Here is a 23236-nt window from a genome sequence, read left to right as displayed (position 1 = left end):
TTAACCTTCTGACAGACAATTGAAAGGTGATAATCATGAAAATAGGCATCATCGGTGCGGGATTTGTAGGGCGAGCGGTGGCGAAACAGGCGATCAAGGCCGGACATCAGGTCATGTTGAGTAATTCCCGCGGGCCGCAGACGCTGTTCAGCCTCAAGCCAATGATTGGTTGTGAGACAGGCACCGCCACGGAGGCTGCCATCTATGGCGAGATTGTGGTTATCGCCGTCCCTCTGACCGCCATCGGGCAACTGCCGGTAGCGGAACTTGCCGGAAAAGCAGTCATCGACGCCGTCAATTATTATCCTGAACGCGACGGGCAGGTGGCGGAACTCGATCAACAGCTGACGACTACCAGCGAATATCTGGCCGGTTTTCTGCCGCAGTCGAAAATCACCAAAGCCTTCAATGCGATTCAGATGACCGATCTCGAAACCGACGGCCTGCCCGCCGGAGCCCCCGACCGCCGCGCATTGCCGCTGGCCGGTGACGATAAGGCAACCAAGCAGATTATCGTCAGTCTTTATGATGCGTTTGGTTTTGACGCGGTGGATGCAGGCGCACTGTCCGAAGGCTGGCGCTTCCAGCGTGCAATGCCGAGTTATTGCGTGCGAATGACGAAAGGGGAGCTCGAGCGGGTTCTGGCGCAGGCTCAGAGGTTTAAGCCACTGGGTAGTTAATTTGTCTCAGAATTTATATTATAAATATCAATCCACACCATCGCGTGGATTGATCCTCTTTATTAAAATATTTACACCCCTTCAGGATGTAGCAGTTTATCCTTTAATACTAAACCGTTAATCATTTGCATAAGTTCATTCTGACTTTGTGCGGAGAGTTCCCGTGCCGGTTGCAGGAATTCCTGAATATCCTTTTCCTGCGGTTGCGTGGTGATCACCAGACAGCCTTTCATCACTCTTATTGTCACGGGCATACCGGTGCTGAATCCGGCTTCCTCAAGCCATTTGCCTTTCACGCAAATCTGCGGATGACGATAAGGATTTGGAACATATCCCACAATGTAATGACGTAAAGGTTTGAGCGGGGCAGTATTTGATTTAGAATCCGTGTTAGCCATTTTTCTATTCCGTTTAATAGTTGATTGGTCAGCGGGGTTGAGGTGTTGCTGCACGTCAATTCCGCGTTTCTTAAATTTCTATTTATAAACTTCCATTTCGCACTTCTCATTTCATGACTCATTTCAATAAGCCATAAAATTAAATGCTACGCTTTAGAAATTATTAATCCAATGAAAGATATTTGTGGAAACGATGAGGTTTTTTTAGCGGACATTTAATTATAATCAGCATGTATTGATCTTGATTTTGTATTGATATATGGCATTTGTTTTAGTTAAGAGTCTGAGTTATAAAACGTGAAATTCACTGGGGGCGAAAATGGCTAATCAAATCTACATGTCAGTCACGGGTCAAAAACAGGGGCTAATATCACAGGGATGTGGTTCTTATGATTCAATGGGCAATAAGTATCAGGCACTTCATCAGGATCAGATTTTTTTACTGGCTTTATCCCACAGCACCCATCGCGATCAAAATGTATGTCATCAACCTTTATCGGTTACTAAAACCATCGATAAATCGACGCCTTTATTTGGTGTTTCGATCTCAAATAATGAAAAGTTACAATGCAATTTTGATATTTTTAGGACTGATATCAGAGGTAACATTGCAAAGTACTTTTCAATTGAATTACGTGATGCCTTTTTGATAGACGTATCACTCAATTTCCCACATGCTGTTGACCATAATGACGCTCAAGCAGAAGAAACTCTGATCTTTACATTCAATATTATCACATGGTGTCACCATCAGGCCGGAACCTCGGGTTATAGTTTTTGGCAGGATATTGTGATGTAAGGGGTAAAATATGAGTAAGCGTAACGAAATCAAAGATGGATTCAAATCACGGACTGACAAGTACGGATTAATTTATACGAGAGTATTAGGATGGATCGACCTTGGGCATGCTGGGGGTGAGGATTCAAGAAGACTTAAAGCTCTTCTACTTGAAGAAAATGGCAGAAAATTCTATCCGGAGTTCAATGACTGGTATTTTCCTATTGATTACTATCAAGATTTCGGTGCCAACTGGAAAAATGACCATTTTGAAGCCCAGGGGTGCGTGGGAATCAATACTCCCCTGATGATTCGCTCATGTTTAAGTTGGGAGGTTAAGCGTCAAATTGCACTTACAATAATCATGAAAACGGCATATCGGCTCGAAGCTTTCCAGCAATCATCATTTTTTTCCTGGTATACGGATAGTGGCTTCAGTGGGGAGGACCTAGTATCAGATTTAGTCGGTTTTTATAGAGTATTCGGGAATGAGGTTGACCCAATTGTATTTTCTTACCCAACGACTAAGGAGTATGCGCTAAGTATATGGGACTATTATGGACCAGTTGGTAATTTCAAAAATAAGGAGTTTCGCCCATTATTATTCCCTCAACCATCTCCTTTGAGAAAGGGATTACCTAGAAAAGGATATTTACCGTCGTGGTTGAACTATGTTAGGCCACTTACCGATCTCTCAAGTAACTTTATTTATAATAGGGTTGGTGATATGCCGTATAGGAGTTTATTTGAAGATAGAAATAGAATGAATCATGAGGTTTACCTATCTGGGAGAAAGAAAGGATGGAATGAAACTAATGGAATTAAAAATAATTCTAAACCCCCTATGCTTTATGTTCTTCCTCACCTGCCGTTCTCGCCTAATTACTTCGAGATCAGAATCTAAATACATCAGTAATTGATTATTAAGGGATTGAAATGAGACGATTTATTAGGCGGTTTTTAAAATACACACTGATGTTGACAGTAGTCTTTATTGCGACTGCGCTATTAATTCTTCATGTATTCCTTTCAACCATTGATGGTAAGGTTTATACAAGTTTCAACATTATTTATTACTATTTACTAACGCCATCAATCTTAAAAAATGCACCAAAATTATCAGAGGAAGTACTATACCTTAGTAAAGGTGATGATAATTATGGTTTTACACGGAATGAGGTTACATGGAAGGGGGTTGGTAATATTATGGTGGCTAAAGAAAAACTCGAAAAATTTCTAGCGGAAAACTCTATTGTTGAGGGAGAGGTAAATAAAATAGGAGAAGAGTATTCCATAGTTCTCGACGGCGATGATATTAGTTTGGAATTGATAAGCAGCACAACGAATTGATAATCTGTAAACATAATTCTATAATGTGAATTGTAAGGTTTATATTTTCTCTAATTTGAAAGTGGTTCTAACGGTAGAGATTGATGTTGATGCAGAATTCAACAGAGGTAATCAGTACTTTGTTATGCATTACGATGATGTGGTCATTCTGAAAATTGGCATTTGCCACAGTGATTGCCGGAGAAGTAATGAATATTAATCCATAAAAAAATCCACGCTCTCACGTGGATTTTCTATTCCAGTCTGAAATCCGGTTTATTTAATTTCAGTCACAAAGTTTTCGCGGCTGCGACGTACTTTCTTCAGGTTCACCAGCCAGTCACCTTCGGTGGCGCGATAACCCAGCGGGAGCATCACGACGCTGCGTAAATTTTTGGATTTCAAATCGAGAATTTCATCCACCGCCACCGGATCAAAACCTTCCATCGGCGTGGCATCTACTTCTTCGAACGCTGCTGCAATCAGCGCAGCACCAAGGCCGATATACGCCTGACGGGCAGCGGCCTGATAGTTTGCTTCGGTTCCGCGATCGGCGACGATGCCCAACAGCATTTGACGATAGTTTTCCCAGCCTTCGTTTTTAAATCCACGCACGTCGTTGGTCAGATCAAACATCATATTGACGCGGTCTGCGGTGATGTCGTCCCATGCAGCAAAGACCAGCAGGTGTGAACAGTCGGTCACCTGCGCCTGATCCCAGGACACCGTTCTGATTTTTGCGCGGACGTCAGGATTGGTTACTACAAAGAGTTCGAACGGCTGGAGCCCGCTCGACGTCGGTGCCAGACGCACGGCTTCTACGATACGTTCGAGTTTTTCAGCAGACACGGTTTTCGTTGCATCGAATTTTTTGGTCGCGTAGCGCCATGCCAGTCTTTCATTTAAGGTCGTCATCTTGTTTTCCTGAAGGATTAAGTGTGAAGCGGTGGGCTTGCCTTTTGGGGATCATTTTTATCAATAGCGGGGGATGATCGCATGATCTTTGGTGGGAGGTTTTGTGAATTTGAGCCCTGGGGACAACCGGATATAGGCGTAGAAAAAGTCCATTATTCTGAAATGCAACATCACCGACGTTGCATTTCTGTTTCTCATCTTATTTCTTCTTATTGAGCAAAGACTTCAAATCCGCAAAGGGATTATAGGTGGCTGCTTCAACATCATCTTGCGCGTCCTCTCCTGCCACAACGCGGGTACCGTACTGATCAGCCTCCGTGTACTTGGAGTGTTCATGGTCATGACAATACAGACACAATAATTCCCAGTTACTGCCATCTTCCGGGTTGTTGGTATGGTCGTGGTCGATATGGTGAACCGTAAGTTCGCGCAGATTTGAATAAACAAATTCCCGCGTGCAGCGGCCGCAAACCCACGGGTAGATTTTGAGCGCTTTTTCACGATAGCCGCTTTCCAGCCGCGGGTAGTTTTTAGGGATCAGTGCCATGACGATGTTACCTGTTACAAAGAGAGGATCTTAAAAGAATGTGTCTAATATATCGCGTAATGGGGCAGAAGGAGAAATGAAAGCGGGGCGGAGAGGGACTTTTTGCTGCGCGGTAAAAAGAAAAATCCACGCAGTGGCGTGGATTTTTAAACAACATTCAGATCTGTGCGAGCTGAATATTAACTTAGACGTTGAACAGGAAGTTCATCACATCGCCATCTTTTACAACGTACTCTTTGCCTTCTGAACGCATTTTTCCGGCTTCTTTCGCGCCTTGCTCACCTTTGTAGGTGATGAAGTCTTCGAACGCGATGGTTTGTGCGCGGATGAAGCCTTTCTCGAAGTCGGTGTGGATTTTACCTGCGGCTTGTGGCGCAGTGGCGCCGACAGGGATGGTCCATGCGCGGACTTCTTTCACGCCAGCGGTGAAGTAAGTTTGCAGATTCAGCAGCTCATAACCGGCGCGGATCACGCGGTTCAGGCCCGGCTCTTCTAAGCCCAGTTCCTGCATGAATTCTTCGCGATCGGCGTCATCAAGCTCAGCAATGTCAGATTCCACGGCGGCGCACACGGCAACGACGACGGAACCTTCGGCTTCGGCGATTTTACGCACGATGTCGAGGTACGGATTGTTCTCGAAACCGTCTTCGTTGACGTTGGCGATGTACATGGTCGGTTTCAGCGTCAGGAAGCTCAGGTAGCGGATTGCCGCTTTGTCTTCTTCGGTCAGATCCAGCGCACGCAGCATGCCCGCTTCGGAAAGCTGTGGCAGACATTTTTCCAGCGCAGCCAGTTCGGCTTTCGCATCTTTATCGCCGCCTTTGGCTTTCTTCTGCACGCGGTGAATGGCGCGCTCACAGGTGTCGAGGTCAGACAACGCCAGTTCGGTGTTGATAACATCGATGTCATCAGCCGGATCCACTTTGTTGTTTACGTGGATGATGTTGTCATTCTCAAAGCAGCGCACCACGTGGCCGATGGCTTCGGTTTCACGGATGTTGGTCAGGAACTGGTTACCCAGGCCTTCACCTTTGGATGCGCCTTTTACCAGACCGGCGATATCCACAAATTCCATGGTGGTTGGCAGGATACGCTGCGGTTTTACGATCTCGGCCAACTGGTCGAGACGCGGATCGGGCATTGGCACGACGCCGGTGTTAGGTTCGATGGTGCAGAACGGGAAGTTTGCTGCTTCGATACCCGCTTTGGTCAGCGCATTGAACAGAGTGGATTTACCGACGTTCGGCAGGCCGACGATACCGCATTTGAATCCCATGTTTTTCTCACCTTAATATCTTAGTTATCAGGTAATTAAAGTTAATTGCCTGATGTAATGACCATAATGTTTGGCATTATACACAAAATCCATGTTTTTCTCGATCCGCTTGTCGCGCGGTAATCCTCAAAGGATGGATTAAACCTTGCCTCGCTTTGCCCATTTTTAGATACTTGTCACAATTTTTTAACTGACTGGAAATGAACCGGATGTTTTATGTTTAGCCCGCGTGGTCTGAAGTTGTCGGAAGTGAAGAATGAAACGCTGGCAGGATTTGTGGTGGCGGTGTCGATGATTCCGGAAGCGGTGGGGTTCTCGCTGGTGGCCGGGCTGTCGCCGATTGTCGGGCTGCACACGGCATTTATTATCGGGCTGGTGACGGCGTTGTTCGGCGGAAAACCGGGGATGGTATCCGGTGCGGCCGGGTCTATTGTGGTGGTGCTGATGAGTCTGGCGGCGCAGCACGGCATGGGATACGTGCTGTGGGCGACGATTTTCGCCGGTGTGATTCAGATTTTGATCGGCGTGTTCCGGCTCGGGAAGTTTATCCGGCTGGTGCCGCTGCCTGCGGTTCACGGATTTGTGAACGGGCTGGCGATTGTGATTATGCTGGCGCAGTTGCATATGATCTCCGGGCAGGGGCCGCTGATGTACGGGCTGGTGCTGCTGGCGATTGCCGTGGTGGTGCTGTTCCCAAAACTGACCAAAATCATTCCCGCGTCTCTGGCGGCGCTGATTGTGGTGTCGGCGGTGGCGATTGGTTTTAACCTGCACACGCTGCGGGTCGGCGATCTGGCGGATATCTCCGGCGCCTTACCGCACTTCAGCCTGCCGGTCGTGCCGTTCACGGTCGACATGCTGAAAGTCGTGCTGCCGTATGCGGTGGTGATCGCGCTGGTCGGGCTGATTGAATCGCTGCTGACGATGACGGTGCTTGATGAAATGGGCGGCCATAAGGGCAACGGTAACCGTGAAAGCATCGCGCAGGGGGCGGGTAACACGATCTGCGGGCTGTTCGGTTGCTTCGCCGGTTGCGCGATGATTGGGCAATCGATCATCAATTTCACCTCCGGCGGGCGCGGGCGTATCTCAGGTATTGTTGGCGCGATTTTGTTGATCTTGTTCGTGGTGAGTCTTTCCGGTTACATAGGTCTGCTGCCGGTGGCGGCGCTGGCGGGGATCATGCTGGTCGTGTGCTACAACACTTTCGAGTGGAGTTCGCTGCGTCGTTTTCGTCGTATGCCGAAAGCCGATGCGCTGGTCATGGTGATTGTCACGGTGATTACGATATTTACCGATCTGGCTGTCGCGGTCATCAGCGGCGTGATTATCTCAGCGCTGGTCTTTGCCTGGCAGCAGGCGCGGATCCGCATTCGCGAGCACAAAACTAAGGGTGATCTGACGGTGTATAAACTGGAAGGCCCGTTATTTTTCGGCTCGGCGGCGTCGTTCTCGGAGCTGTTTGAGCCGAAAAATGATCCGCAAAACGTGGTGCTGGATTTTGCCGGTACGCGGGTGATGGATTCCAGCGGTGTCGAGGCGATTGATAAGCTGACGGCGCGTTATCTCGAGGCCGGAAAAACCATCCGGCTGCGGCATCTGAGCAACGACTGTGTGAGCCTGCTGAAAAAAGCCGGGCCGTTTTGTAGTCACGAATTAGACGATCCTGAGTATTACGTCGCAGAAGATACCCTCTGAAATGCAAAAGGTGCCGCATAAAAACGGCACCTTTTTTCATTGCGTCACCATGACGTCATTACACCAGAACAAACATCCCGTACGGGTGGATTTGCAGGAAGAAGTTGTCACCGGCGGTAGGTTGCAGCTGCGTGGCGTTGACCTGCAACAGCAGAGACTGTCCGTGCCATTCCACCGTCACTTCATACTGCGGGCCCATATAGGCAACGTGGGTGATGGTGCAGCGCTGGCTGTCGTCACCCTGTAGCCCGAGGGTGATCGCTTCCGGACGCACGCCGACCGTACATTGCTGCATTCCCGGCGCGAACGCCGCCGGTTTTGGGATGTGGTAGCCGAAAATCTCCACCGTGTCGCGGTGTAAATCCGCCGGGAAGACGTTAGCATCACCCATAAAACTTGCCATAAAGCGCGAGGCAGGCTGGCGATACAGCTCCTGCGGCGCACCAATTTGCATGATTTTGCCCTTGTTCATCACCAGTACTGTATCGGATACCGCAAAGGCTTCGCTCTGATCGTGCGTCACGTACAACGAGGTGATGTTGAACTGCTGCTGAAGCTCGCGGATTTTTTCGCGCATGCTGCGGCGCAGGTTGGCATCGAGGTTACTCAGCGGCTCATCAAACAGCAGGACTTTAGGTTTGAGGATCAACGCGCGCGCCAGCGCCACTCGTTGTTGCTGGCCGCCGGAAATCTGATCGACATAGCGGTCCTCAAACCCGTCCAGATCGACCAGCGATAAGGCTTCACGCACGCGGTCACGGATCTCGGCTTTAGGCCTTCCCAGCATTTTCAGGCCGTAACCGATATTTTCTCCCAGCGACATGTGCGGGAACAGTGCGTAGGACTGAAACACCATGCAGATATCACGCTGCTGAATGGAGCGATCGGTGACATCTTCGCCGTCGATGAAAATACGCCCCTCAGAGGGTTTTTCCAGCCCGGCGACCATGCGCAGAACGGTGGTTTTGCCGCAGCCTGACGGGCCGAGCAGGGTAACCATTTTGCCTTTCGGGATCGCCAGATTCAGGCCTTCCAGTACGGTATTGGTGCCGAAACGCTTGGCGACGCTTTTCAGTTCAACAAAACTTTTGGTGGCTTCTGCCGGTGCCGGTTTAACCGGGTGTTCAGTGGTCATGGTCATGTCAAAGCACTCCAGAATTATTGGCCGGTTTTGGCTTTTGAGCGGGAAATACGCGCTTCGCCAACCAGATAGTCAAAGATGAAAATGATCGCCAGCATCACGACGATGAGGATTGAGCCGTAAGCAATGGCCACGCCGTATTCGCCGTCTTCCACGCGGTTGAGGGTGTAGGCGGTGGCGACACGGGTATCCGGCGTGACCAGAAACACGATGGCGCTGACGGTGGTGATGGCGCGCACGAAGCTGTAAATCAGCGCCGAAAGAATGGCCGGTCGCAGCAGCGGCAGAAGGATGTACATCACCGTACGCATGGATCCGGCACGCAGGCTGAGTGAGGCTTCATCCAGCGATTTATCCAGTTGCCCGAGCCCGGCAATACCCGCGCGGATACCCACCGGCACGTTACGCATCACCATGGAAATAATGACAATCGCCGCTGTCCCGGTCAGGTAAACCGGCGCACTGTTAAAGGCCAGAATGTAGGAGATCCCGGCGACCGTGCCCGGCACCGCAAAGCACAGCATGGTGCTGAACTCGATGGTTTTTTTGCCACGAAACTGCTGACGCACCACGATGTAGGCAATCAGGAGGCCGAACAGCGCGGTGATCGGTGCGGCTATTCCCGCGTAGAGCAAGGTATCGAGCAGCGAAGGCCATGCGCCGTCGGAGAAGCCCTGACCAAACAGTTTGGTGAAGTTGGCGAAGGTCAGCGTGTAATCCACGCCCCAGTTGACGGTGAAACTGCCGTAGAAAATGCTGCCGTAAAGCAGCGCGTTGAACGCCACCCACACCGCCAGCAACGCGGTCACGCCCCACACCAGCGTCACCGGCAGTGGCTGAACGTCGCCGCGTGAAGTTTTGCCGGAAATGGTGACGTAGGAGCGTTTGCCGATCCACATGTACTGCACGCAGAACACCAGCAACGAGAACACCAGTAAGATCACGCCGAGCGTACTGGCGGCCTGATAGTCCAGCTGCGCGCCGGTGATGTAGAAGTAAATTTGCGTGGCGAGTACGTCGAAATTGCCACCGAGCACCAGCGGGTTACTGAAATCTGCCAGCGACTGAACGATGACGATCAAAAACGCGTTAGCCAGCGCCGGTTTGAGTAGCGGCAGGAAGACGCGGTGGAAGGTCTGCCAGCGGCTGGCGCGCAGGGTGTACGACGCTTCTTCCAGCGACGGATGAATAGTTTTGATTGCGCCGTCGAGGATCATAAACGCCATCGGCGTGAACGCCAGAACCTGCGCCAGCCAGATGCCGGTAAATCCATACAGCCAGTTGGTGTTGGTCAGCCCGAACCAGTCCGCCATAAACTCGGTGAGATAACCGGAGCGGCCCATCATCAGCGTCACGCCGAGGCCAACAATAAACGGCGGGGTGACGATCGGCAGAATCGAGAAAATACGGCCAATCACCGCTGACCGTTTGGCGATGCGCGTGGTGTAAATCGCCAGCACCAGCCCGAAGAAAGTACAGCCGATACCGACGGCGACGGAGAGCAGGAACGAGTTCCAGATCACCTGCAAAATATGCGACTGGCCGAGCACTGCCATAAACGCCAGCGGTGCGAAATCACCGGCGTCGTTGGTAAACATCGGAATGAAAATCGCAATACTTGGATAAATGATGAAGACGGCGATCAGCGCGATGATGCAGATGAGCGAGCCGAGCACGAAGCGGTCGCCGCCCAGCCATTCCAGTCGTGAAAGCGCCAGTGAGCAAATCGCGCCGAGCGCGATAAACATCAGAATGCTGCCGTAGCCCAGACCGCGACCTATCAGCGTGGCGCTGACAATCATAAACAGCGCGCAGAACACCGACCAGGCGGCATCAAACTGATGACGGCGACGGGCTTCCAGCCGCTGCGCGTAACGCGGGCGGAACAGCAGAGCCATCGGCAAGATCAGCCACAGCAGGCTGAGGTTCAGCCCGGACCAGCCGTAGGCGGCAAGGATTTCATCCGAAGTGGATTCGAGCAGACCGTAGTCCAGGCTCCACGACGGCAGCAGCACAAAAGCCGCCAGAATCAGCCCCAGCCAACCGAAAACCGGGTCACGGCGTCGGGTGTCAGGCAGGGTTAGTGAATGAGACATAGCGTCCCCTTATTAAGTTAGAAAAAGGTGTTGGCGATAAATAATGCTCAATGAGAAAGCCCGGCAACTCCCTCCCCTGCGAAGGGGAGGGAGTAAGGCCATATCAATAACTTACGTGGGCTTTTATTGGGTCTCTTTGCCCATCTTCACTTCGTTAACCCATTTGGTGATCAGTTCTTTACGCATATCGGACGCGCCGTACTTGTCCATGTCGTAGTTGATGAGTTTCAGGTCGCTCATTTTTAGTGAATTCGGCGACGTTTCTGCGGTGGTGTTGGTCAGGATCTGATAGGACTGGCCTTTCTTCCACGCCAGTTCCTGCGCGTCTTTAGACAGGGCCCAGTCGACAAACAGTTTGGCGTTATCCAGATTGCGCGCGCCTTTCAAAATACTGACGCCACCGATTTCATAGCCGGAGCCTTCGCACGGGGAAATCAGTTTCAGCGGTGCGCCACTCTCTTTTTCCTGAGCGTAATCGTGCAGGAAGCCGATGCCGATGGCGGTTTCGCCACGCGCCGCGTTACGGGCCGGGGCGATGCCGGATTTTGTGTATTGAGAAATGTTGGTGTTGAGCTTTTTCAGGTAATCAAAAGCCTGATCTTCGCCCCACAGTTGCGCGAAGGTGGCAAGCGCAGTGTAGGCGGTGCCGGAACTTTGCGGATCGGCAATCTGAATCTCGCCTTTGTAGATTGGGTTGGTCAGGTCTTTCCAGCATTTCGGTTCGGGCAGGTTTTTCTCTTTCAGGCGATTAGTGTTCACGCCGACGCCCAGAATGCCGATATACACGGCGGAGGAGTAGTTACCTTTGCGTTTGGCCGGATCCTGGAAGTTCGGCATGATTTGCGCGAGGTTTGGAGATTTGTACGCCTGCAACAGATCCATCTCACCGGCCTGCGACTGAGGATCTAAGGTCCCGCCGTACCAGACGTCAGCCTGCGGGTTTTTCTTCTCCGCTTCGACTTTCGCCAGCGTGCTGCCGGAGCCGTTGCGGATGAATGAGGTTTTGACGTCATACTTCTCGCCGAAGGCTTTGGTTTCTTCTTCACACATGGCGTTGGTGGCGCTGCAATAGACCACCAGACGACCTTTGGCCTGTGCGGCACCGGTGAATGCGGTCATGGCAACGGCCGCGGCGAGGAGGGAGTAGGTGAGTTTAGATTTCATGGTGTTTACCTTTTTCTTGTTATGTTGCAGGACAGAGAACCTTGTCAGTTGTCCGGCGGAGCGGACTGTAATTCGCGTTTACTGATCCCGGCCATCATCATCGGCATCAGCAGCAGCCCGACGAAGGCCGAAGCCATCGTCAGTACGGCAAAAAATCCCGACCAGCCGTAGTGTTGCATCACCACGGCCAGTGGCCACCCGGCCAGCGCCGCGCCGAGGTAGGCGAACAGGCCAAGGAATCCGGTCACCGTACCCGCCGCGTCTTTGTGTGAATATTCCGTGGCCGCAAGGCCTATCAGCATTTGCGGGCCGAAAACAAAAAATCCGATGCTGAAGAAACTCAGCGCCAGCAGCCCGAAGTGATGCACCGGTGCCAGCCACAGGGCGGTGACGGTCAGAAACAGCCCCAGAGAAAACAGTAAAATCATCGGCGCGCGCTGCCCGCGAAACAGCAGGTCAGAGCCCCAGCCGGCGAACAGGGCACCAAGCAAACCGCCGAGTTCGAAAAGTGACAGTGTCGCGTTTGCACTGAGCAAATTGACGCCGTGATTCTCCGCCAGCCAGATATTGCCCCAGTCATTGAGCGCAATGCGGATCAGGTACACCAGCACGTATGAGACACCGAGCAGCCAGATCGTCCGGTTCTGCAAAATTGTCTGGCGCAAAATCTGCATCATGCCCATCGGCGGGCTTTGCTGTTCCTGCCGCAGTTCCAGCGGGTCACGGCGCCATTCGCCTACGGTCGGTAAGCCTTCCTGCTGCGGTGTGCCGCATAACTGGCGACACAGCCACAATCCGAGGACAATTCCCACCGCGCCTGGCACCAGCAACGCCGCCTGCCAGCCCCACGTCGCCGCCAGTAATCCTGACAGCAGCGGAACCGCCGCACCGCCGATGTTGATCGACGTATTCCAACAGCCCCACCAGAAGCCGCGTTCGTTGCGCGAATACCAGTGCGTCAGCAATCTGGCGCACGGCGGCCAGCCCCAGCCCTGAAAGAATCCGTTCAGCGTCCACACGATCAGCAGCGCGGTCAGCGAATGACAAAAGGCGAACAGAATATTCAGCACGCCGGTCATCAGTAATCCGACGCCCATAAACCAGCGGGCTCCGGTACGGTCGCTGTAGATCCCCGAGATAAATTTCGAGCCGCCGTAGGCCAGATAAAACAGCGTGCCGAGCAGGCCGATATCGCCTTTGGTCAGTCCCAGTTCCAGCTGCATCACCGGCATCGCGAAGGTGACGCTCCGGCGGGTGAGATAGAACGCGGCGTAACCGATAACCATCGACAGCAATAAATGCACGCGCCAGTAACGGTAGTTTTTATCCACATCAGCGGCGGATAACGGCGTTGCGGTCATGGTGTTCTCCAACGTATTGAGGCGAGTGTAGGCGGGTGTTTTGTCGGGCGGATGAGACAAGGTTTTAGATGACTAGGAATTATTCCTAGTCAGGGCGGTGTTCTTTGCAAATCTGTGGGCAACTTAACAATTATGCGGGTGCCATCCTGCTGGCTGAGCAGCCATTCGCCGCCGAGTGCCCGGACCCGTTCTTCAATTCCGCGCAGCCCGAAGCCTTCTTTCACCGGCTGAGTGAAGCCGATGCCGTTGTCGCAGACGTCCAGCACCAGCATGTTATGTTGCTCTGTCAGGCTGACGCGTACCTCGGTGGCTCCGGCGTGCTTGTTGATGTTGTTGAGCAACTCCTGCACCAGGCGGTACAGCGTGAAAATCAGGGTATCGTCGGTTGGCACCCCCGGCAGCCGGTAGTCGAGCTGAAAATCGATCCCCTGCTGCGCGAAGGCAAATTCACCGGCCAGGTGATGCAGGGCTTTATCGAGCGCCATCTCATCCAGCACCGGCGGACGGAGCTGGCGCAACAGTTGCCGCGTGGTGTGGTGAATACGCTGGGAAAGTTCGCCGATCTGCTTTGCTGCCGCGTGCGTGGCATCACCGTGCGGGCTGCGGTCGACCAGCATCGCCTGGATCTGAATCGCGGTAATATTCTGGCCGATTTCATCGTGCAACTCGCGGGCGATTTCTTTGCGCACGGCTTCCTCGGTATGCACCAGCCGTTCGGTCAGCTGGCGGCGGGTGTGGAGTTCCTGCTCCAGCTGTAACCGGTAGCGATTGAGATGCGATGCCAGCTGTTGCTGACGGCTGATGGCGATCCCAAGCCCGATGCCGAGCAGCGCCTGCGTCGAGAGAAACAATTCCAGCTCCAGAAGATCGTGAAACGCGCCGCTCATCTGGCGGGTCACGGTGATCATCAGGCTGCCCAGCACCGCCGCCAGCACGCCGCCTTGCCAGCCAAAGGCATAGGCCATCACCACGTTGGGCAGGAAGACCAGAATGATCAGCAGCCTTTCCACTTCGGGTGCCAGCGTCATTTGCAGACAGACGGCGAGGGCGAAAAACAGCGAACACCAGATCAGCAGGGAAGTGCGCAGCGGCGGATCGGGGATCTCCTGCGCAAGCAGGTTTTGCAGATGTTGCTGTTTGAGGTATTCATAAATCAGATAGATAAAAGGCGTCAGCAGAATGCCGCCGGTGAACGAAGCGAGCAGCGTCTGGCTTAGTGGCGAATTCAGCCACAGACCTGGCATTGCCATCTGCAACAGGCTGTTGCCTGCCACGGCGCCGAGCAACAGCAAAAGTCGTTGCCAGTAGAGGGTAAATCGCCGCCAGAAATGCTGCACCAGCGCGGCGGGGATCAGGCTCAGGAACGGCGAAAGCAGAATAATCCAGTGGGTCTGCAACTGTTCGCTGTGCAGCCAGAAGGCAATGCCGAGTTCCGACGCCAGCATCGCCGGCCAGTAACGGCGTGAAAGCAGCGTCATCAGTGCCAGGCGCAAGCCCTGCGGCAGAAGCAGCATTGCCTGCTGACCGTTTTGCGTGAGGTAAAAACTGATCGACCACAGCGCCAGCCAGCACAGGCTGTAGAAAATGGCGAGAAACAGCGTCAGGCCAAATCTGCGCATCAGGCGAGCAGGTTATGCAAAATGGCGAAATGCACCAGTTCGATGGTGGTTTCGCACTGAAGTTTGCCGAGGATATTGGCACGGTGGACATGCACAGTTTTATGGCTGAGTTCGAGCTGTTCGGCGATTGCCTTCACGCTCAGCCCGTTGACCAGCAAGTCGAAAATCTCGCGTTCGCGCGGCGTCAGCGCCTGTAGCGCTTTCGGTGTTTGCTGGCTCTGGCGCAATGCCAGCAGGGCATCCGAACAGAGATAACGGCCACCGGCGTGAACCGTTCGCACTGCCTGTACCAGCTCTTCCGGGCCGCAACGCTTGGTGAGATAGCCGCCGGCACCGGCGTCGAGCGCGCTTTGCACGAATGCCGTGGTGTCGTAAATGCTCAAAATAATGGCGCGAAAATCAGGCCGCTGATGCCGTAGGCGCGCAAGCAGGCTCAGTCCGCTTTCGTCGGGCATGGCGATATCCATCACCGCCACGTCAATGTTCATTTTTAGCAGCGACGACCAGGCGTTCGCCGCCGAAGCATACTGGCCGACAATCTGGATATCCGGCTCAAGGCCGAGCAGCTGGGCAAAACCGGAACGAACCACTACGTGGTCATCAATCAAAGCAACGTTAATCATTAGGCGTAACTGAATGTAAATGAGATTCGCATAATGCTCATGAATAGTTGCAGTTGGCAACAAAGCCGTGAGGAATTGCAGGGCAGGTAACGGAATTTAAGTTACGGCGGGAGGAGGGAAAGGAAAGGGCGCGGGGAATTCCCGCACCCTGGCAGAATGTCTTACAGTTCGGCTTTGAAGCTGTGCAGGCGGCGCATGGTTTTTTCCAGGCCTTCTTTCATCAGCAGTTCGGTGCAACGCAGTGCTTCGTCGATCGCATCGTCAATCAGCTTTTGTTCATTGGCCGGCGGCTTGCCGAGCACAAATCCCACCACTTTGCTTTTATCGCCCGGATGACCAATGCCGATGCGCAGACGGTAGAAGTTCGGATTATTGCCGAATTTGCTTTGAATATCTTTCAGACCATTGTGGCCGCCGTTGCCGCCGCCAAGTTTGATTTTCGCCAGCCCCGGCGGAATATCCAGCTCGTCGTGGGCGACCAGAATTTCTTCCGGCTCAATGCGATAGAACTGTGCCATCGCCAGCACCGCTTTTCCGCTGAGGTTCATAAAGGTGGTCGGCACCAGCAGACGAACGTCCTCACCGGCCAGAGACAGCCGCGCGGTATAACCGAAAAATTTACTTTCTTCTTTCAACTGCTGATTGTGCTGGCGGGCGAGGAGGTCGACATACCAGGCACCCGCATTGTGACGGGTTTGGGCATATTCGGCACCGGGATTGGCCAGCCCGACAATTAATTTAATGCTGCTCACGGTTTTCGCTTCTTCATCTGGTGAGGTTTAGGCGCACAGTTTACCTGCCTGTCAGTGCCATGCCAAATAAAGGGCGGGGGAAAAGCCGCAGATAGTGTCGAAAATGAATAATGCCAACGGATAACTATTCACCCTACGAATGTATATGTCTGGAAAACGTAAAGTTTTGTCACTCATTGTTCTTTGAATGTGATCGTTGCCGCAAAGTGAACCGGTTGGGACGTCTATAGTTAAGGCAGGAAAAGACAAGACAGCAATGATGCTAAATGAACGCTATCTGGAGGTGACATATGAAACGTAAAACCGCAACAAGACTGGGCAATGCCCTGATGGGTCTCGGTTTGCTCACAATGGTCGGTGGCGTTGGTTATTCCATTTTAAATCAACTGCCTGAGCTCGGGCTTCCACAGTTCCTGGCGCACGGCGCGATCGGCAGCATCTTTATCGGTGCGATTTTATGGCTGACCGGTGCGAGAGTCGGTGGTCGCGAACGTGTAGCAGATCGCTACTGGTGGGTACGTCATTACGACTCACGTTGCAGTAAGTCTCATCGCCACTCCTGATTTAGCCTGAAGGCTGGACATAAAAAAACCGTTGTCGCTCACGCCACAACGGTTTTTTTGCATTTCTGATGAATCAAAACATTTAAAACAAAACGCCCCTGAAAACAGGGGCGTGATGATTAATGCTCGAACATTGCAGAAATGGATTCTTCGTTACTGATGCGGCGGATAGCCTCAGCCAGCATACCTGACAGCGTCAGGGTACGGACTTTCTTCAGCGCACGAATTTCCGCGGAGAGCGGGATGGTGTCGCATACGATCACTTCGTCGATAACGGAGTTACGGATGTTTTCCACTGCATTGCCGGAGAAGATCGGGTGAGTTGCATAGGCAAATACGCGCTTCGCACCGCGTTCTTTCAGTGCTTCAGCCGCTTTACACAGCGTGCCACCGGTATCGATCATGTCATCAACCAGAACGCAATCACGGCCAGCGACGTCACCGATAATGTGCATCACCTGAGAAACGTTTGCGCGTGGGCGACGTTTGTCGATGATGGCCATGTCGGTATCGTTGAGGAGTTTAGCGACGGCACGGGCGCGGACAACGCCACCGATGTCCGGAGAAACCACGATTGGGTTTTCCAGGTTTTGTTGCAGCATGTCTTCGAGCAGGATTGGGCTGCCGAACACATTGTCTACAGGCACATCGAAGAAGCCCTGAATTTGTTCTGCGTGAAGATCCACGGTCAGAACGCGGTCAACGCCAACGCTGGAGAGGAAATCAGCCACCACTTTCGCGGTGATAGGGACACGGGCTGAACGAACCCGGCGATCCTGACGTGCGTAGCCGAAGTAAGGAATAACGGCGGTGATACGACCGGCGGATGCGCGGCGTAAGGCATCAACCATCACGACCAGTTCCATCAGGTTATCGTTAGTAGGCGCGCAGGTGGACTGGATAATGAAAATATCTCCGCCACGTACATTTTCGTTGATTTGCACACTTACTTCACCGTCACTGAAACGACTGACGGCGGCGTCACCAAGGCTGGTGTATAAACGGTTGGCAATACGTTGTGCTAGTTCCGGGGTGGCGTTACCAGCAAAAAGCTTCATATCAGGCACGAGAAGAACCTCAGGCTTGCGTCCAGGGAAGACATTGGCTTTTGGCACCACCGGGCGGTGAGCGGTACCAAAGCATTATGCTCACGAGAAAATAAAAATCTTTAAAACTTTAAAGCTTGAATCTTAAAACAAAACTCTTTGTGAATGAGTTGTAGCAAGTAGCTGGCAAAGAACAGACACAAAACTGCTGTGACACTCTACGCTTTGCCCGCATCCCTCAACCAGGTTTCACGAAAACGGTGCAAGGGCGAAATGTTAACGCCTTTCGCGACAAAACCCCGCATCCACGATGGGGCTTTGTCTAAAACGTGACGGGCAGCAGATTCGGTGTCGAATTCGGCAAACACACAAGCCCCTGTCCCAGTCAGTCTTGACGGCGCGTATTCTAACAGCCAAGAAAGTAGCTGTTCAACCTCGTAAAATCGTTTTCTCGCAATCGGTTCGCAATCATTTGCGTAAGGCGTGTTCAAAAGCACATTAACAGTGCGTTTTGGTGTATTTCTGGTCAGTTGAGGATCACCGAAAATCACCGGGGTCGGAATACTCACGCCGGGATGGGCAATCAGAAACCATTTTTCCTGCGGTGCCACAGGTTGCAAAATCTCGCCGATGCCTTCAGCGAAGGCCGCATGACCCATCACAAAAACGGGCACGTCGGCACCAAGCTGGATACCCAGCTGCGCCAGTTCGGTATCAGAGTAGCCACAATTCCATAACGTATTGAGCGCGATGAGCACGGTCGCCGCATTAGACGAACCGCCACCCAAACCGCCGCCCATCGGAATACGTTTTTGCAGGGAAATCTCCACGCCCGGAGAGACGCCCGCGTGTGACTGCAACAGACGCGCGGCGCGGATAACCAGATTCTCGTCATCCGCCACGCCTTCCGTTGGCGTGGTCAGCACGATCGCGCCGTCATCACGCACGGTAAAACTCAGGCTGTCGCCGTAATCTACAAACTGAAACAACGTCTGCAAGTCGTGATAGCCGTTCGGACGCTGCCCGGTGATATAGAGGAACAAATTGAGTTTAGCCGGAGACGGCCACAATTGCTGCGTCATCTCAGTTAAGCGTCCAGTTATCCATTTTCAGTTTGATGCGTTGTTCGCCCTGGGTCATTTCCAGACGCTGCGGCAGGGAAGGTTTTGCATCGTCATCGTAGCTTTGATAAACCACGGTGCCCGGTTTGCCATTCTGGGTGAATTTCACCTGAGACAGGCGGTACTGGCTGTCGAGTGTGAAATCAGTGCCATCACCCGGCAGGCCAAGCATCCACAAACGCAAATTATCCAAAGGGATCGACATACCGGTCAGCTTTTGGATCATGTCGTCAGGATTGTCGCTGGTGTAGTGCTTGCCTTCATTATTCGTCAGCTGCGCCACGCCGCTTTGCACTTTCAGCTCCATTTCGGTGCTGCCGAGCGGATTAGTCAGCAATAAACGGTAGCTGTCGCGGGAATATTGTTGCCAGAAGAAGCGGGCATAGACTTTCTGTTTATCGGAAAGGTAAGCGAAAGAGCCGCGGGTCTGATAGTGGTCAAGCTGTTTGACCTGAGCTTCGTGTTCACGCCATTGCGCAGACGTCGGGCTGGTCGCCGGGCCTTTCGGCGTATTAAAAGAACACGCGGCAAGCACTAAGCTTGCAAGAGGAAGAAGGCGAACAAAATGGGCTTTACGCATTGGCATAACAGATTAAATCCTTTGTGCGATGGCGGAATGTAGTTTTGGTCAACAAAATGTCTCAATAAACCAAAAGGTGCCAGGACAAATTCGGCGTGCGCTAGTTTAGCACAGCCAAAGCATCGGGTGTTCTCAACCCGAAGCAGATGATCGGCGATAAAGCCGTTTTGGGAAAATGCTGATTTGTAATTGGATTTAACTGTTGGTGCTGTACGCCTTTTATTGATCTCGCGCATCTTGTAGAATGCGCACCAGACGTAAACCCATACTATTATAAAGTATAAGCCGATAACCGCTTCCCATATGACCCTGCTTGCATTAGGTATCAACCACAAAACGGCCCCGGTGTCTCTGCGGGAACGGGTAACCTTTTCGCCCGAGACACTCGACCAGGCGCTCTCCAGTCTGCTCCAGCAACCGCTGGTGCAGGGCGGCGTGGTGTTGTCTACGTGCAACCGCACTGAGCTGTACCTCAGCGTTGAACAGCAAGGCAATCTGCAGGATCAATTGGTGAAATGGTTGTGCGACTATCATCATCTCAGTGAAGATGAAGTGCGCAAAAGCTTGTACTGGCACCACGGGAATGAAGCGGTCAGCCATCTGATGCGCGTCGCCAGCGGGCTGGATTCGCTGGTGCTCGGCGAGCCGCAAATTCTCGGGCAGGTCAAAAAGGCCTTTGCCGAATCTCAAAATGGTCAGGCGGTATCCGGTGAGCTGGAGCGACTGTTCCAGAAATCTTTCTCCGTCGCAAAACGGGTGCGTACTGAAACGGATATCGGTGCGAGTGCCGTTTCCGTTGCGTTTGCCGCCTGTACGCTGGCGCGCCAGATTTTTGAATCCCTGTCAGACGTCAGCGTGCTGCTGGTCGGTGCGGGGGAAACCATTGAACTGGTGGCGCGTCATCTGCATCAGCATAACGTCCGTCATATGATGATTGCCAACCGTACCCGCGAACGTGCGCAGGCGCTGGCGAGCGAAGTGAACGCGGAAGTGATCAGCCTGCAGGATATCGATTCTCGTCTGGCTGAAGCTGACATCATTATCAGTTCGACCGCCAGCCCGCTGCCGATCATCGGTAAAGGTATGGTGGAACGCGCACTGAAAGCCCGTCGTAACCAGCCAATGCTGATGGTGGATATCGCCGTTCCGCGCGATATTGAGCCGGAAGTCGGCAAACTGGCCAACGCCTATCTGTACAGCGTTGATGACCTGCACAGCATCATTCAGAACAATCTTGCCCAACGCAAAGCCGCTGCTATCCAGGCGGAAACTATCGTTGAGCAGGAGAGCTCCAACTTCATGGCCTGGCTGCGCTCGCAGGGAGCCGTTGAAATTATTCGTGATTATCGCTCGCGTGCTGATATTATTCGCGCCGACGCAGAAGCCAAAGCCATCGCAGCGATTGCGCAGGGCGCTGACGTCGAAGCGGTGATCCATGAATTAGCCCACAAATTGACAAACCGCCTTATTCACGCGCCAACCCGTTCTCTACAACAGGCAGCCAGCGACGGTGATGTGGAGCGTTTGCAAATTTTACGCGACAGCCTCGGGCTGGGTCAGCAATAGTTCCTCTTTTCTCACAGGGTTAAACACCACGCATGAAGCCTTCTATTGTTGCCAAACTGGAAGCGTTACAAGAGCGCCACGAAGAAGTGCAGGCGATGCTCGGCGACGCCAGCGTTATTGCCGATCAGGACAAATTTCGCGGTCTGTCCCGCGAGTACTCCCAGTTAACCGCCGTTTCTGAGTGCTTTCTGGCCTGGCGCCAGGCGCAGGAAGATTTAGAAACTGCCGAAATGATGCTCGACGATCCCGAGATGCGCGAAATGGCGCAGGATGAAATCAAAGACTGCAAAGCCACCATCGAAGAGCTGGAAGAAAAATTACAGCTTCTCCTGCTGCCGAAAGATCCTGACGATGAGCGCGGCTGTTTCCTTGAAATCCGTGCCGGAACCGGTGGCGATGAAGCGGCGATTTTTGCCGGTGATTTATTCCGCATGTACAGCCGTTACGCCGAAATGCGTCGCTGGCGGGTGGAAATTGTGAGCGCCAGCGAAGGTGAGCACGGCGGCTATAAAGAAGTGATTGCCAAAGTGATCGGCGAGGGCGCTTACGGCCAATTCAAATTTGAGTCGGGCGGACACCGCGTTCAGCGTGTGCCTGAAACCGAATCTCAGGGGCGCATTCATACTTCCGCCTGTACCGTGGCGGTAATGCCAGAAATTCCTGAAGCCGAAATGCCGGAAATTAATGCCGGTGATTTGCGCATCGATACCTTCCGTTCCTCGGGCGCGGGCGGTCAGCACGTTAACACCACCGACTCCGCCATCCGTATTACGCACATTCCTACCGGTATCGTGGTGGAATGTCAGGACGAGCGTTCACAGCACAAGAACAAAGCCAAAGCATTGTCCGTGCTGGGTGCGCGTATCCGTGCCGCCGAAGTGGCCAAACGTCATGCCGAAGAAGCCTCGACGCGCCGTAACCTGCTGGGCACCGGTGACCGCTCTGACCGTAACCGTACCTACAACTTCCCGCAGGGGCGCGTGACCGATCATCGCATCAACCTGACGATTTACCGTCTGGATGAAGTGATGGAAGGCAAACTGGATGCACTCATTCAGCCGATCGTGCAGGAATATCAGGCCGATCAGCTTGCTGCGCTGTCCGAGCAGGACTAATGGATTTTCAGCACTGGCTGCGTGACGCCACCGCGCGTCTGGCCGGGGGCGAAAGCCCGAAGCGTGATGCTGAAATCTTGCTCGGTTTTGTGACCGGCCGGGCAAGAACTTTCATTATGGCGTTTGGCGAAACGGCGCTTACGCCTGAGCAACGTCAACAGCTTGAGACTCTGCTGACGCGACGCGAGCAGGGTGAGCCGGTTGCTTATCTGACCGGCGAGCGCGAATTCTGGTCGCTGTCGCTCTCGGTTTCTCCCGCCACACTGATTCCCCGCCCTGATACCGAATGTCTGGTGGAACAGGCGCTTGCGCGCCTGCCACATGAACCGGTTCGGGTCCTGGATTTAGGCACCGGCACCGGCGCGATTGCTCTGGCGATTGCCAGCGAGCGTCCGGACTGCCAGATAACAGGCATTGATCTGCAACCCGCCGCGGTCAGTCTGGCGCAACATAATGCGCAAAAGCTCGCCATCCCCAATGCACATTTCCTGCAAGGCAGCTGGTTCACGCCGGTTACCGGTCAAACCTTCGCGCTTATCGCCAGTAATCCGCCCTATATTGACGCCGCCGATCCGCATCTGGCGCAGGGTGACGTGCGTTTTGAACCGGCGAGTGCGCTGGTTGCCGATAATGCAGGTCTGGCTGATCTGGCTCATATTATTTGCAGCGCACCGGCGTATCTTCAGCAGGGCGGCTGGCTGTTACTGGAACACGGCTGGCAGCAGGCGAATGACGTTCAGACGCTGTTGCGTGATGCCGGTTATCACCAGGTATCGACCGTAAAAGATTACGGCGACAACGATCGCGTAACGCTCGGGCAATGGGCGTAGCCCTCTAACCCTATAATAATTCGAAATATCCAAGGAAG

Annotated in this window: 23 protein-coding genes; 9 read left to right on the top strand and 14 right to left on the bottom strand. The window is 53.0% G+C overall.

What is annotated here, in order from left to right; all coding sequences use genetic code 11:
• Positions 1-35: 35 nt before the first annotated feature.
• Positions 36-680 carry an NADPH-dependent F420 reductase gene (locus AC0Z7K_RS21435; protein WP_485615867.1) on the top strand — a complete coding sequence of 215 codons (645 nt, stop codon included), beginning with the start codon at positions 36-38 and terminating at the stop codon, positions 678-680.
• A gap of 71 nt (positions 681-751) precedes the next feature.
• Here the strand turns inward: AC0Z7K_RS21435 and AC0Z7K_RS21430 are convergent, their stop codons facing one another.
• Complete coding sequence (locus tag AC0Z7K_RS21430; RefSeq protein WP_485615866.1) at positions 752-1078, bottom strand: SymE family type I addiction module toxin; 327 nt, start codon at positions 1076-1078, stop codon at positions 752-754.
• A 319-nt stretch (positions 1079-1397) separates the two neighbouring features.
• Here AC0Z7K_RS21430 and AC0Z7K_RS21425 point away from each other — a divergent pair, with 319 nt between their 5' ends.
• Genes AC0Z7K_RS21425 through AC0Z7K_RS21415 form a run of 3 tightly spaced genes read left to right on the top strand, consistent with a single transcriptional unit; the run spans position 1398 to position 3206 of the window.
• Positions 1398-1877, top strand: a complete 480-nt coding sequence (locus AC0Z7K_RS21425; RefSeq protein ID WP_485615865.1) for an Hcp family type VI secretion system effector — start codon at positions 1398-1400, stop codon at positions 1875-1877.
• Positions 1878-1887: 10 nt separating this feature from the next.
• A complete protein-coding gene (locus AC0Z7K_RS21420) occupies positions 1888-2760 on the top strand; it encodes a hypothetical protein (RefSeq protein ID WP_485615863.1) in 873 nt (290 codons plus the stop codon).
• A 32-nt stretch (positions 2761-2792) separates the two neighbouring features.
• Positions 2793-3206: a hypothetical protein gene (locus AC0Z7K_RS21415; protein WP_485615862.1), complete on the top strand. Its 414-nt coding sequence runs from the start codon at positions 2793-2795 to the stop codon at positions 3204-3206.
• A 255-nt stretch (positions 3207-3461) separates the two neighbouring features.
• Here the strand turns inward: AC0Z7K_RS21415 and AC0Z7K_RS21410 are convergent, their stop codons facing one another.
• From AC0Z7K_RS21410 to ychF, 3 genes are all read right to left on the bottom strand, one after another.
• Positions 3462-4100, bottom strand: a complete 639-nt coding sequence (locus tag AC0Z7K_RS21410; protein ID WP_413528816.1) for a nitroreductase family protein — start codon at positions 4098-4100, stop codon at positions 3462-3464.
• Between the two features lie 199 nt (positions 4101-4299).
• Positions 4300-4647, bottom strand: a complete 348-nt coding sequence (gene yajD, locus AC0Z7K_RS21405; protein ID WP_413528817.1) for an HNH nuclease YajD — start codon at positions 4645-4647, stop codon at positions 4300-4302.
• A gap of 184 nt (positions 4648-4831) precedes the next feature.
• On the bottom strand, positions 4832-5923 hold the full coding sequence (ychF, locus tag AC0Z7K_RS21400; protein WP_112167694.1) for a redox-regulated ATPase YchF: 1092 nt from the start codon (positions 5921-5923) through the stop codon (positions 4832-4834).
• Between the two features lie 216 nt (positions 5924-6139).
• Here ychF and AC0Z7K_RS21395 point away from each other — a divergent pair, with 216 nt between their 5' ends.
• Positions 6140-7621 carry a SulP family inorganic anion transporter gene (locus AC0Z7K_RS21395; RefSeq protein ID WP_485615861.1) on the top strand — a complete coding sequence of 494 codons (1482 nt, stop codon included), beginning with the start codon at positions 6140-6142 and terminating at the stop codon, positions 7619-7621.
• A 58-nt stretch (positions 7622-7679) separates the two neighbouring features.
• Here AC0Z7K_RS21395 and fbpC read toward each other — a convergent pair whose 3' ends face one another.
• The 7 genes from fbpC to pth all read right to left on the bottom strand — a co-directional run bounded on the left by fbpC (position 7680) and on the right by pth (position 16377).
• A complete protein-coding gene (gene fbpC / locus AC0Z7K_RS21390) occupies positions 7680-8756 on the bottom strand; it encodes a ferric ABC transporter ATP-binding protein (protein WP_413529017.1) in 1077 nt (358 codons plus the stop codon).
• 23 nt (positions 8757-8779) lie between these two features.
• Positions 8780-10858: an ABC transporter permease gene (locus AC0Z7K_RS21385; protein ID WP_485615860.1), complete on the bottom strand. Its 2079-nt coding sequence runs from the start codon at positions 10856-10858 to the stop codon at positions 8780-8782.
• 123 nt (positions 10859-10981) lie between these two features.
• Positions 10982-12022 (bottom strand): ABC transporter substrate-binding protein, encoded by a 1041-nt coding sequence (locus AC0Z7K_RS21380; RefSeq protein ID WP_413528819.1) that lies wholly within the window; start codon positions 12020-12022, stop codon positions 10982-10984.
• 44 nt (positions 12023-12066) lie between these two features.
• Positions 12067-13383 carry an MFS transporter family glucose-6-phosphate receptor UhpC gene (gene uhpC, locus AC0Z7K_RS21375; protein ID WP_413528820.1) on the bottom strand — a complete coding sequence of 439 codons (1317 nt, stop codon included), beginning with the start codon at positions 13381-13383 and terminating at the stop codon, positions 12067-12069.
• 89 nt (positions 13384-13472) lie between these two features.
• A complete protein-coding gene (locus AC0Z7K_RS21370) occupies positions 13473-15002 on the bottom strand; it encodes an MASE1 domain-containing sensor histidine kinase (RefSeq protein ID WP_485615859.1) in 1530 nt (509 codons plus the stop codon).
• On the bottom strand, positions 15002-15625 hold the full coding sequence (locus tag AC0Z7K_RS21365; RefSeq protein WP_413528822.1) for a response regulator: 624 nt from the start codon (positions 15623-15625) through the stop codon (positions 15002-15004). Before AC0Z7K_RS21365 ends, AC0Z7K_RS21370 begins: the two co-directional genes overlap by 1 nt.
• A gap of 161 nt (positions 15626-15786) precedes the next feature.
• Complete coding sequence (gene pth / locus AC0Z7K_RS21360) at positions 15787-16377, bottom strand: aminoacyl-tRNA hydrolase (RefSeq protein WP_112167701.1); 591 nt, start codon at positions 16375-16377, stop codon at positions 15787-15789.
• 290 nt (positions 16378-16667) lie between these two features.
• Between pth and ychH the strand changes: the two genes are divergently transcribed.
• Positions 16668-16940, top strand: coding sequence for a stress-induced protein YchH (gene ychH, locus AC0Z7K_RS21355; protein ID WP_413528824.1), 273 nt, complete (start codon positions 16668-16670; stop codon positions 16938-16940).
• Between the two features lie 119 nt (positions 16941-17059).
• Here the strand turns inward: ychH and prs are convergent, their stop codons facing one another.
• The 3 genes from prs to lolB all read right to left on the bottom strand — a co-directional run bounded on the left by prs (position 17060) and on the right by lolB (position 19693).
• Complete coding sequence (prs, locus tag AC0Z7K_RS21350) at positions 17060-18007, bottom strand: ribose-phosphate diphosphokinase (protein WP_104921955.1); 948 nt, start codon at positions 18005-18007, stop codon at positions 17060-17062.
• Between the two features lie 197 nt (positions 18008-18204).
• A complete protein-coding gene (ispE, locus tag AC0Z7K_RS21345; RefSeq protein ID WP_485615858.1) occupies positions 18205-19068 on the bottom strand; it encodes a 4-(cytidine 5'-diphospho)-2-C-methyl-D-erythritol kinase in 864 nt (287 codons plus the stop codon).
• Between the two features lies 1 nt (position 19069).
• Positions 19070-19693: a lipoprotein insertase outer membrane protein LolB gene (gene lolB, locus AC0Z7K_RS21340; RefSeq protein ID WP_413528826.1), complete on the bottom strand. Its 624-nt coding sequence runs from the start codon at positions 19691-19693 to the stop codon at positions 19070-19072.
• 297 nt (positions 19694-19990) lie between these two features.
• Between lolB and hemA the strand changes: the two genes are divergently transcribed.
• From hemA to prmC, 3 genes are read left to right on the top strand one after another with little or no spacing between them, the layout of a single operon-like run.
• On the top strand, positions 19991-21253 hold the full coding sequence (hemA, locus tag AC0Z7K_RS21335; RefSeq protein ID WP_413528827.1) for a glutamyl-tRNA reductase: 1263 nt from the start codon (positions 19991-19993) through the stop codon (positions 21251-21253).
• A 32-nt stretch (positions 21254-21285) separates the two neighbouring features.
• Entirely contained in the window at positions 21286-22368 is a 1083-nt protein-coding gene (gene prfA / locus AC0Z7K_RS21330) for a peptide chain release factor 1 (protein ID WP_112167707.1), read from the top strand.
• Entirely contained in the window at positions 22368-23198 is an 831-nt protein-coding gene (prmC, locus tag AC0Z7K_RS21325) for a peptide chain release factor N(5)-glutamine methyltransferase (RefSeq protein ID WP_485615857.1), read from the top strand. Before prfA ends, prmC begins: the two co-directional genes overlap by 1 nt.
• The last annotated feature ends 38 nt before the right edge of the window (positions 23199-23236 follow it).

Source organism: Rahnella sp. 1L-D-7-B-C2, from assembly GCF_057290995.1.
The sequence above is the reverse complement of the archived record's forward strand: the minus strand, read 5'-3'. Positions and strand labels throughout refer to the sequence as shown.

Coding starts and splice junctions, on each gene's coding strand:
- AC0Z7K_RS21435 (WP_485615867.1), top strand. CDS start 36: ATGAAAATAGGCATCATCGGTGCGGGATTTGTAGGGCGAGCGGTGGCG.
- AC0Z7K_RS21430 (WP_485615866.1), bottom strand. CDS start 1,078: ATGGCTAACACGGATTCTAAATCAAATACTGCCCCGCTCAAACCTTTA.
- AC0Z7K_RS21425 (WP_485615865.1), top strand. CDS start 1,398: ATGGCTAATCAAATCTACATGTCAGTCACGGGTCAAAAACAGGGGCTA.
- AC0Z7K_RS21420 (WP_485615863.1), top strand. CDS start 1,888: ATGAGTAAGCGTAACGAAATCAAAGATGGATTCAAATCACGGACTGAC.
- AC0Z7K_RS21415 (WP_485615862.1), top strand. CDS start 2,793: ATGAGACGATTTATTAGGCGGTTTTTAAAATACACACTGATGTTGACA.
- AC0Z7K_RS21410 (WP_413528816.1), bottom strand. CDS start 4,100: ATGACGACCTTAAATGAAAGACTGGCATGGCGCTACGCGACCAAAAAA.
- yajD (WP_413528817.1), bottom strand. CDS start 4,647: ATGGCACTGATCCCTAAAAACTACCCGCGGCTGGAAAGCGGCTATCGT.
- ychF (WP_112167694.1), bottom strand. CDS start 5,923: ATGGGATTCAAATGCGGTATCGTCGGCCTGCCGAACGTCGGTAAATCC.
- AC0Z7K_RS21395 (WP_485615861.1), top strand. CDS start 6,140: ATGTTTAGCCCGCGTGGTCTGAAGTTGTCGGAAGTGAAGAATGAAACG.
- fbpC (WP_413529017.1), bottom strand. CDS start 8,756: ATGACCACTGAACACCCGGTTAAACCGGCACCGGCAGAAGCCACCAAA.
- AC0Z7K_RS21385 (WP_485615860.1), bottom strand. CDS start 10,858: ATGTCTCATTCACTAACCCTGCCTGACACCCGACGCCGTGACCCGGTT.
- AC0Z7K_RS21380 (WP_413528819.1), bottom strand. CDS start 12,022: ATGAAATCTAAACTCACCTACTCCCTCCTCGCCGCGGCCGTTGCCATG.
- uhpC (WP_413528820.1), bottom strand. CDS start 13,383: ATGACCGCAACGCCGTTATCCGCCGCTGATGTGGATAAAAACTACCGT.
- AC0Z7K_RS21370 (WP_485615859.1), bottom strand. CDS start 15,002: ATGCGCAGATTTGGCCTGACGCTGTTTCTCGCCATTTTCTACAGCCTG.
- AC0Z7K_RS21365 (WP_413528822.1), bottom strand. CDS start 15,625: ATGATTAACGTTGCTTTGATTGATGACCACGTAGTGGTTCGTTCCGGT.
- ychH (WP_413528824.1), top strand. CDS start 16,668: ATGAAACGTAAAACCGCAACAAGACTGGGCAATGCCCTGATGGGTCTC.
- ispE (WP_485615858.1), bottom strand. CDS start 19,068: ATGACGCAGCAATTGTGGCCGTCTCCGGCTAAACTCAATTTGTTCCTC.
- lolB (WP_413528826.1), bottom strand. CDS start 19,693: ATGCCAATGCGTAAAGCCCATTTTGTTCGCCTTCTTCCTCTTGCAAGC.
- hemA (WP_413528827.1), top strand. CDS start 19,991: ATGACCCTGCTTGCATTAGGTATCAACCACAAAACGGCCCCGGTGTCT.
- prfA (WP_112167707.1), top strand. CDS start 21,286: ATGAAGCCTTCTATTGTTGCCAAACTGGAAGCGTTACAAGAGCGCCAC.
- prmC (WP_485615857.1), top strand. CDS start 22,368: ATGGATTTTCAGCACTGGCTGCGTGACGCCACCGCGCGTCTGGCCGGG.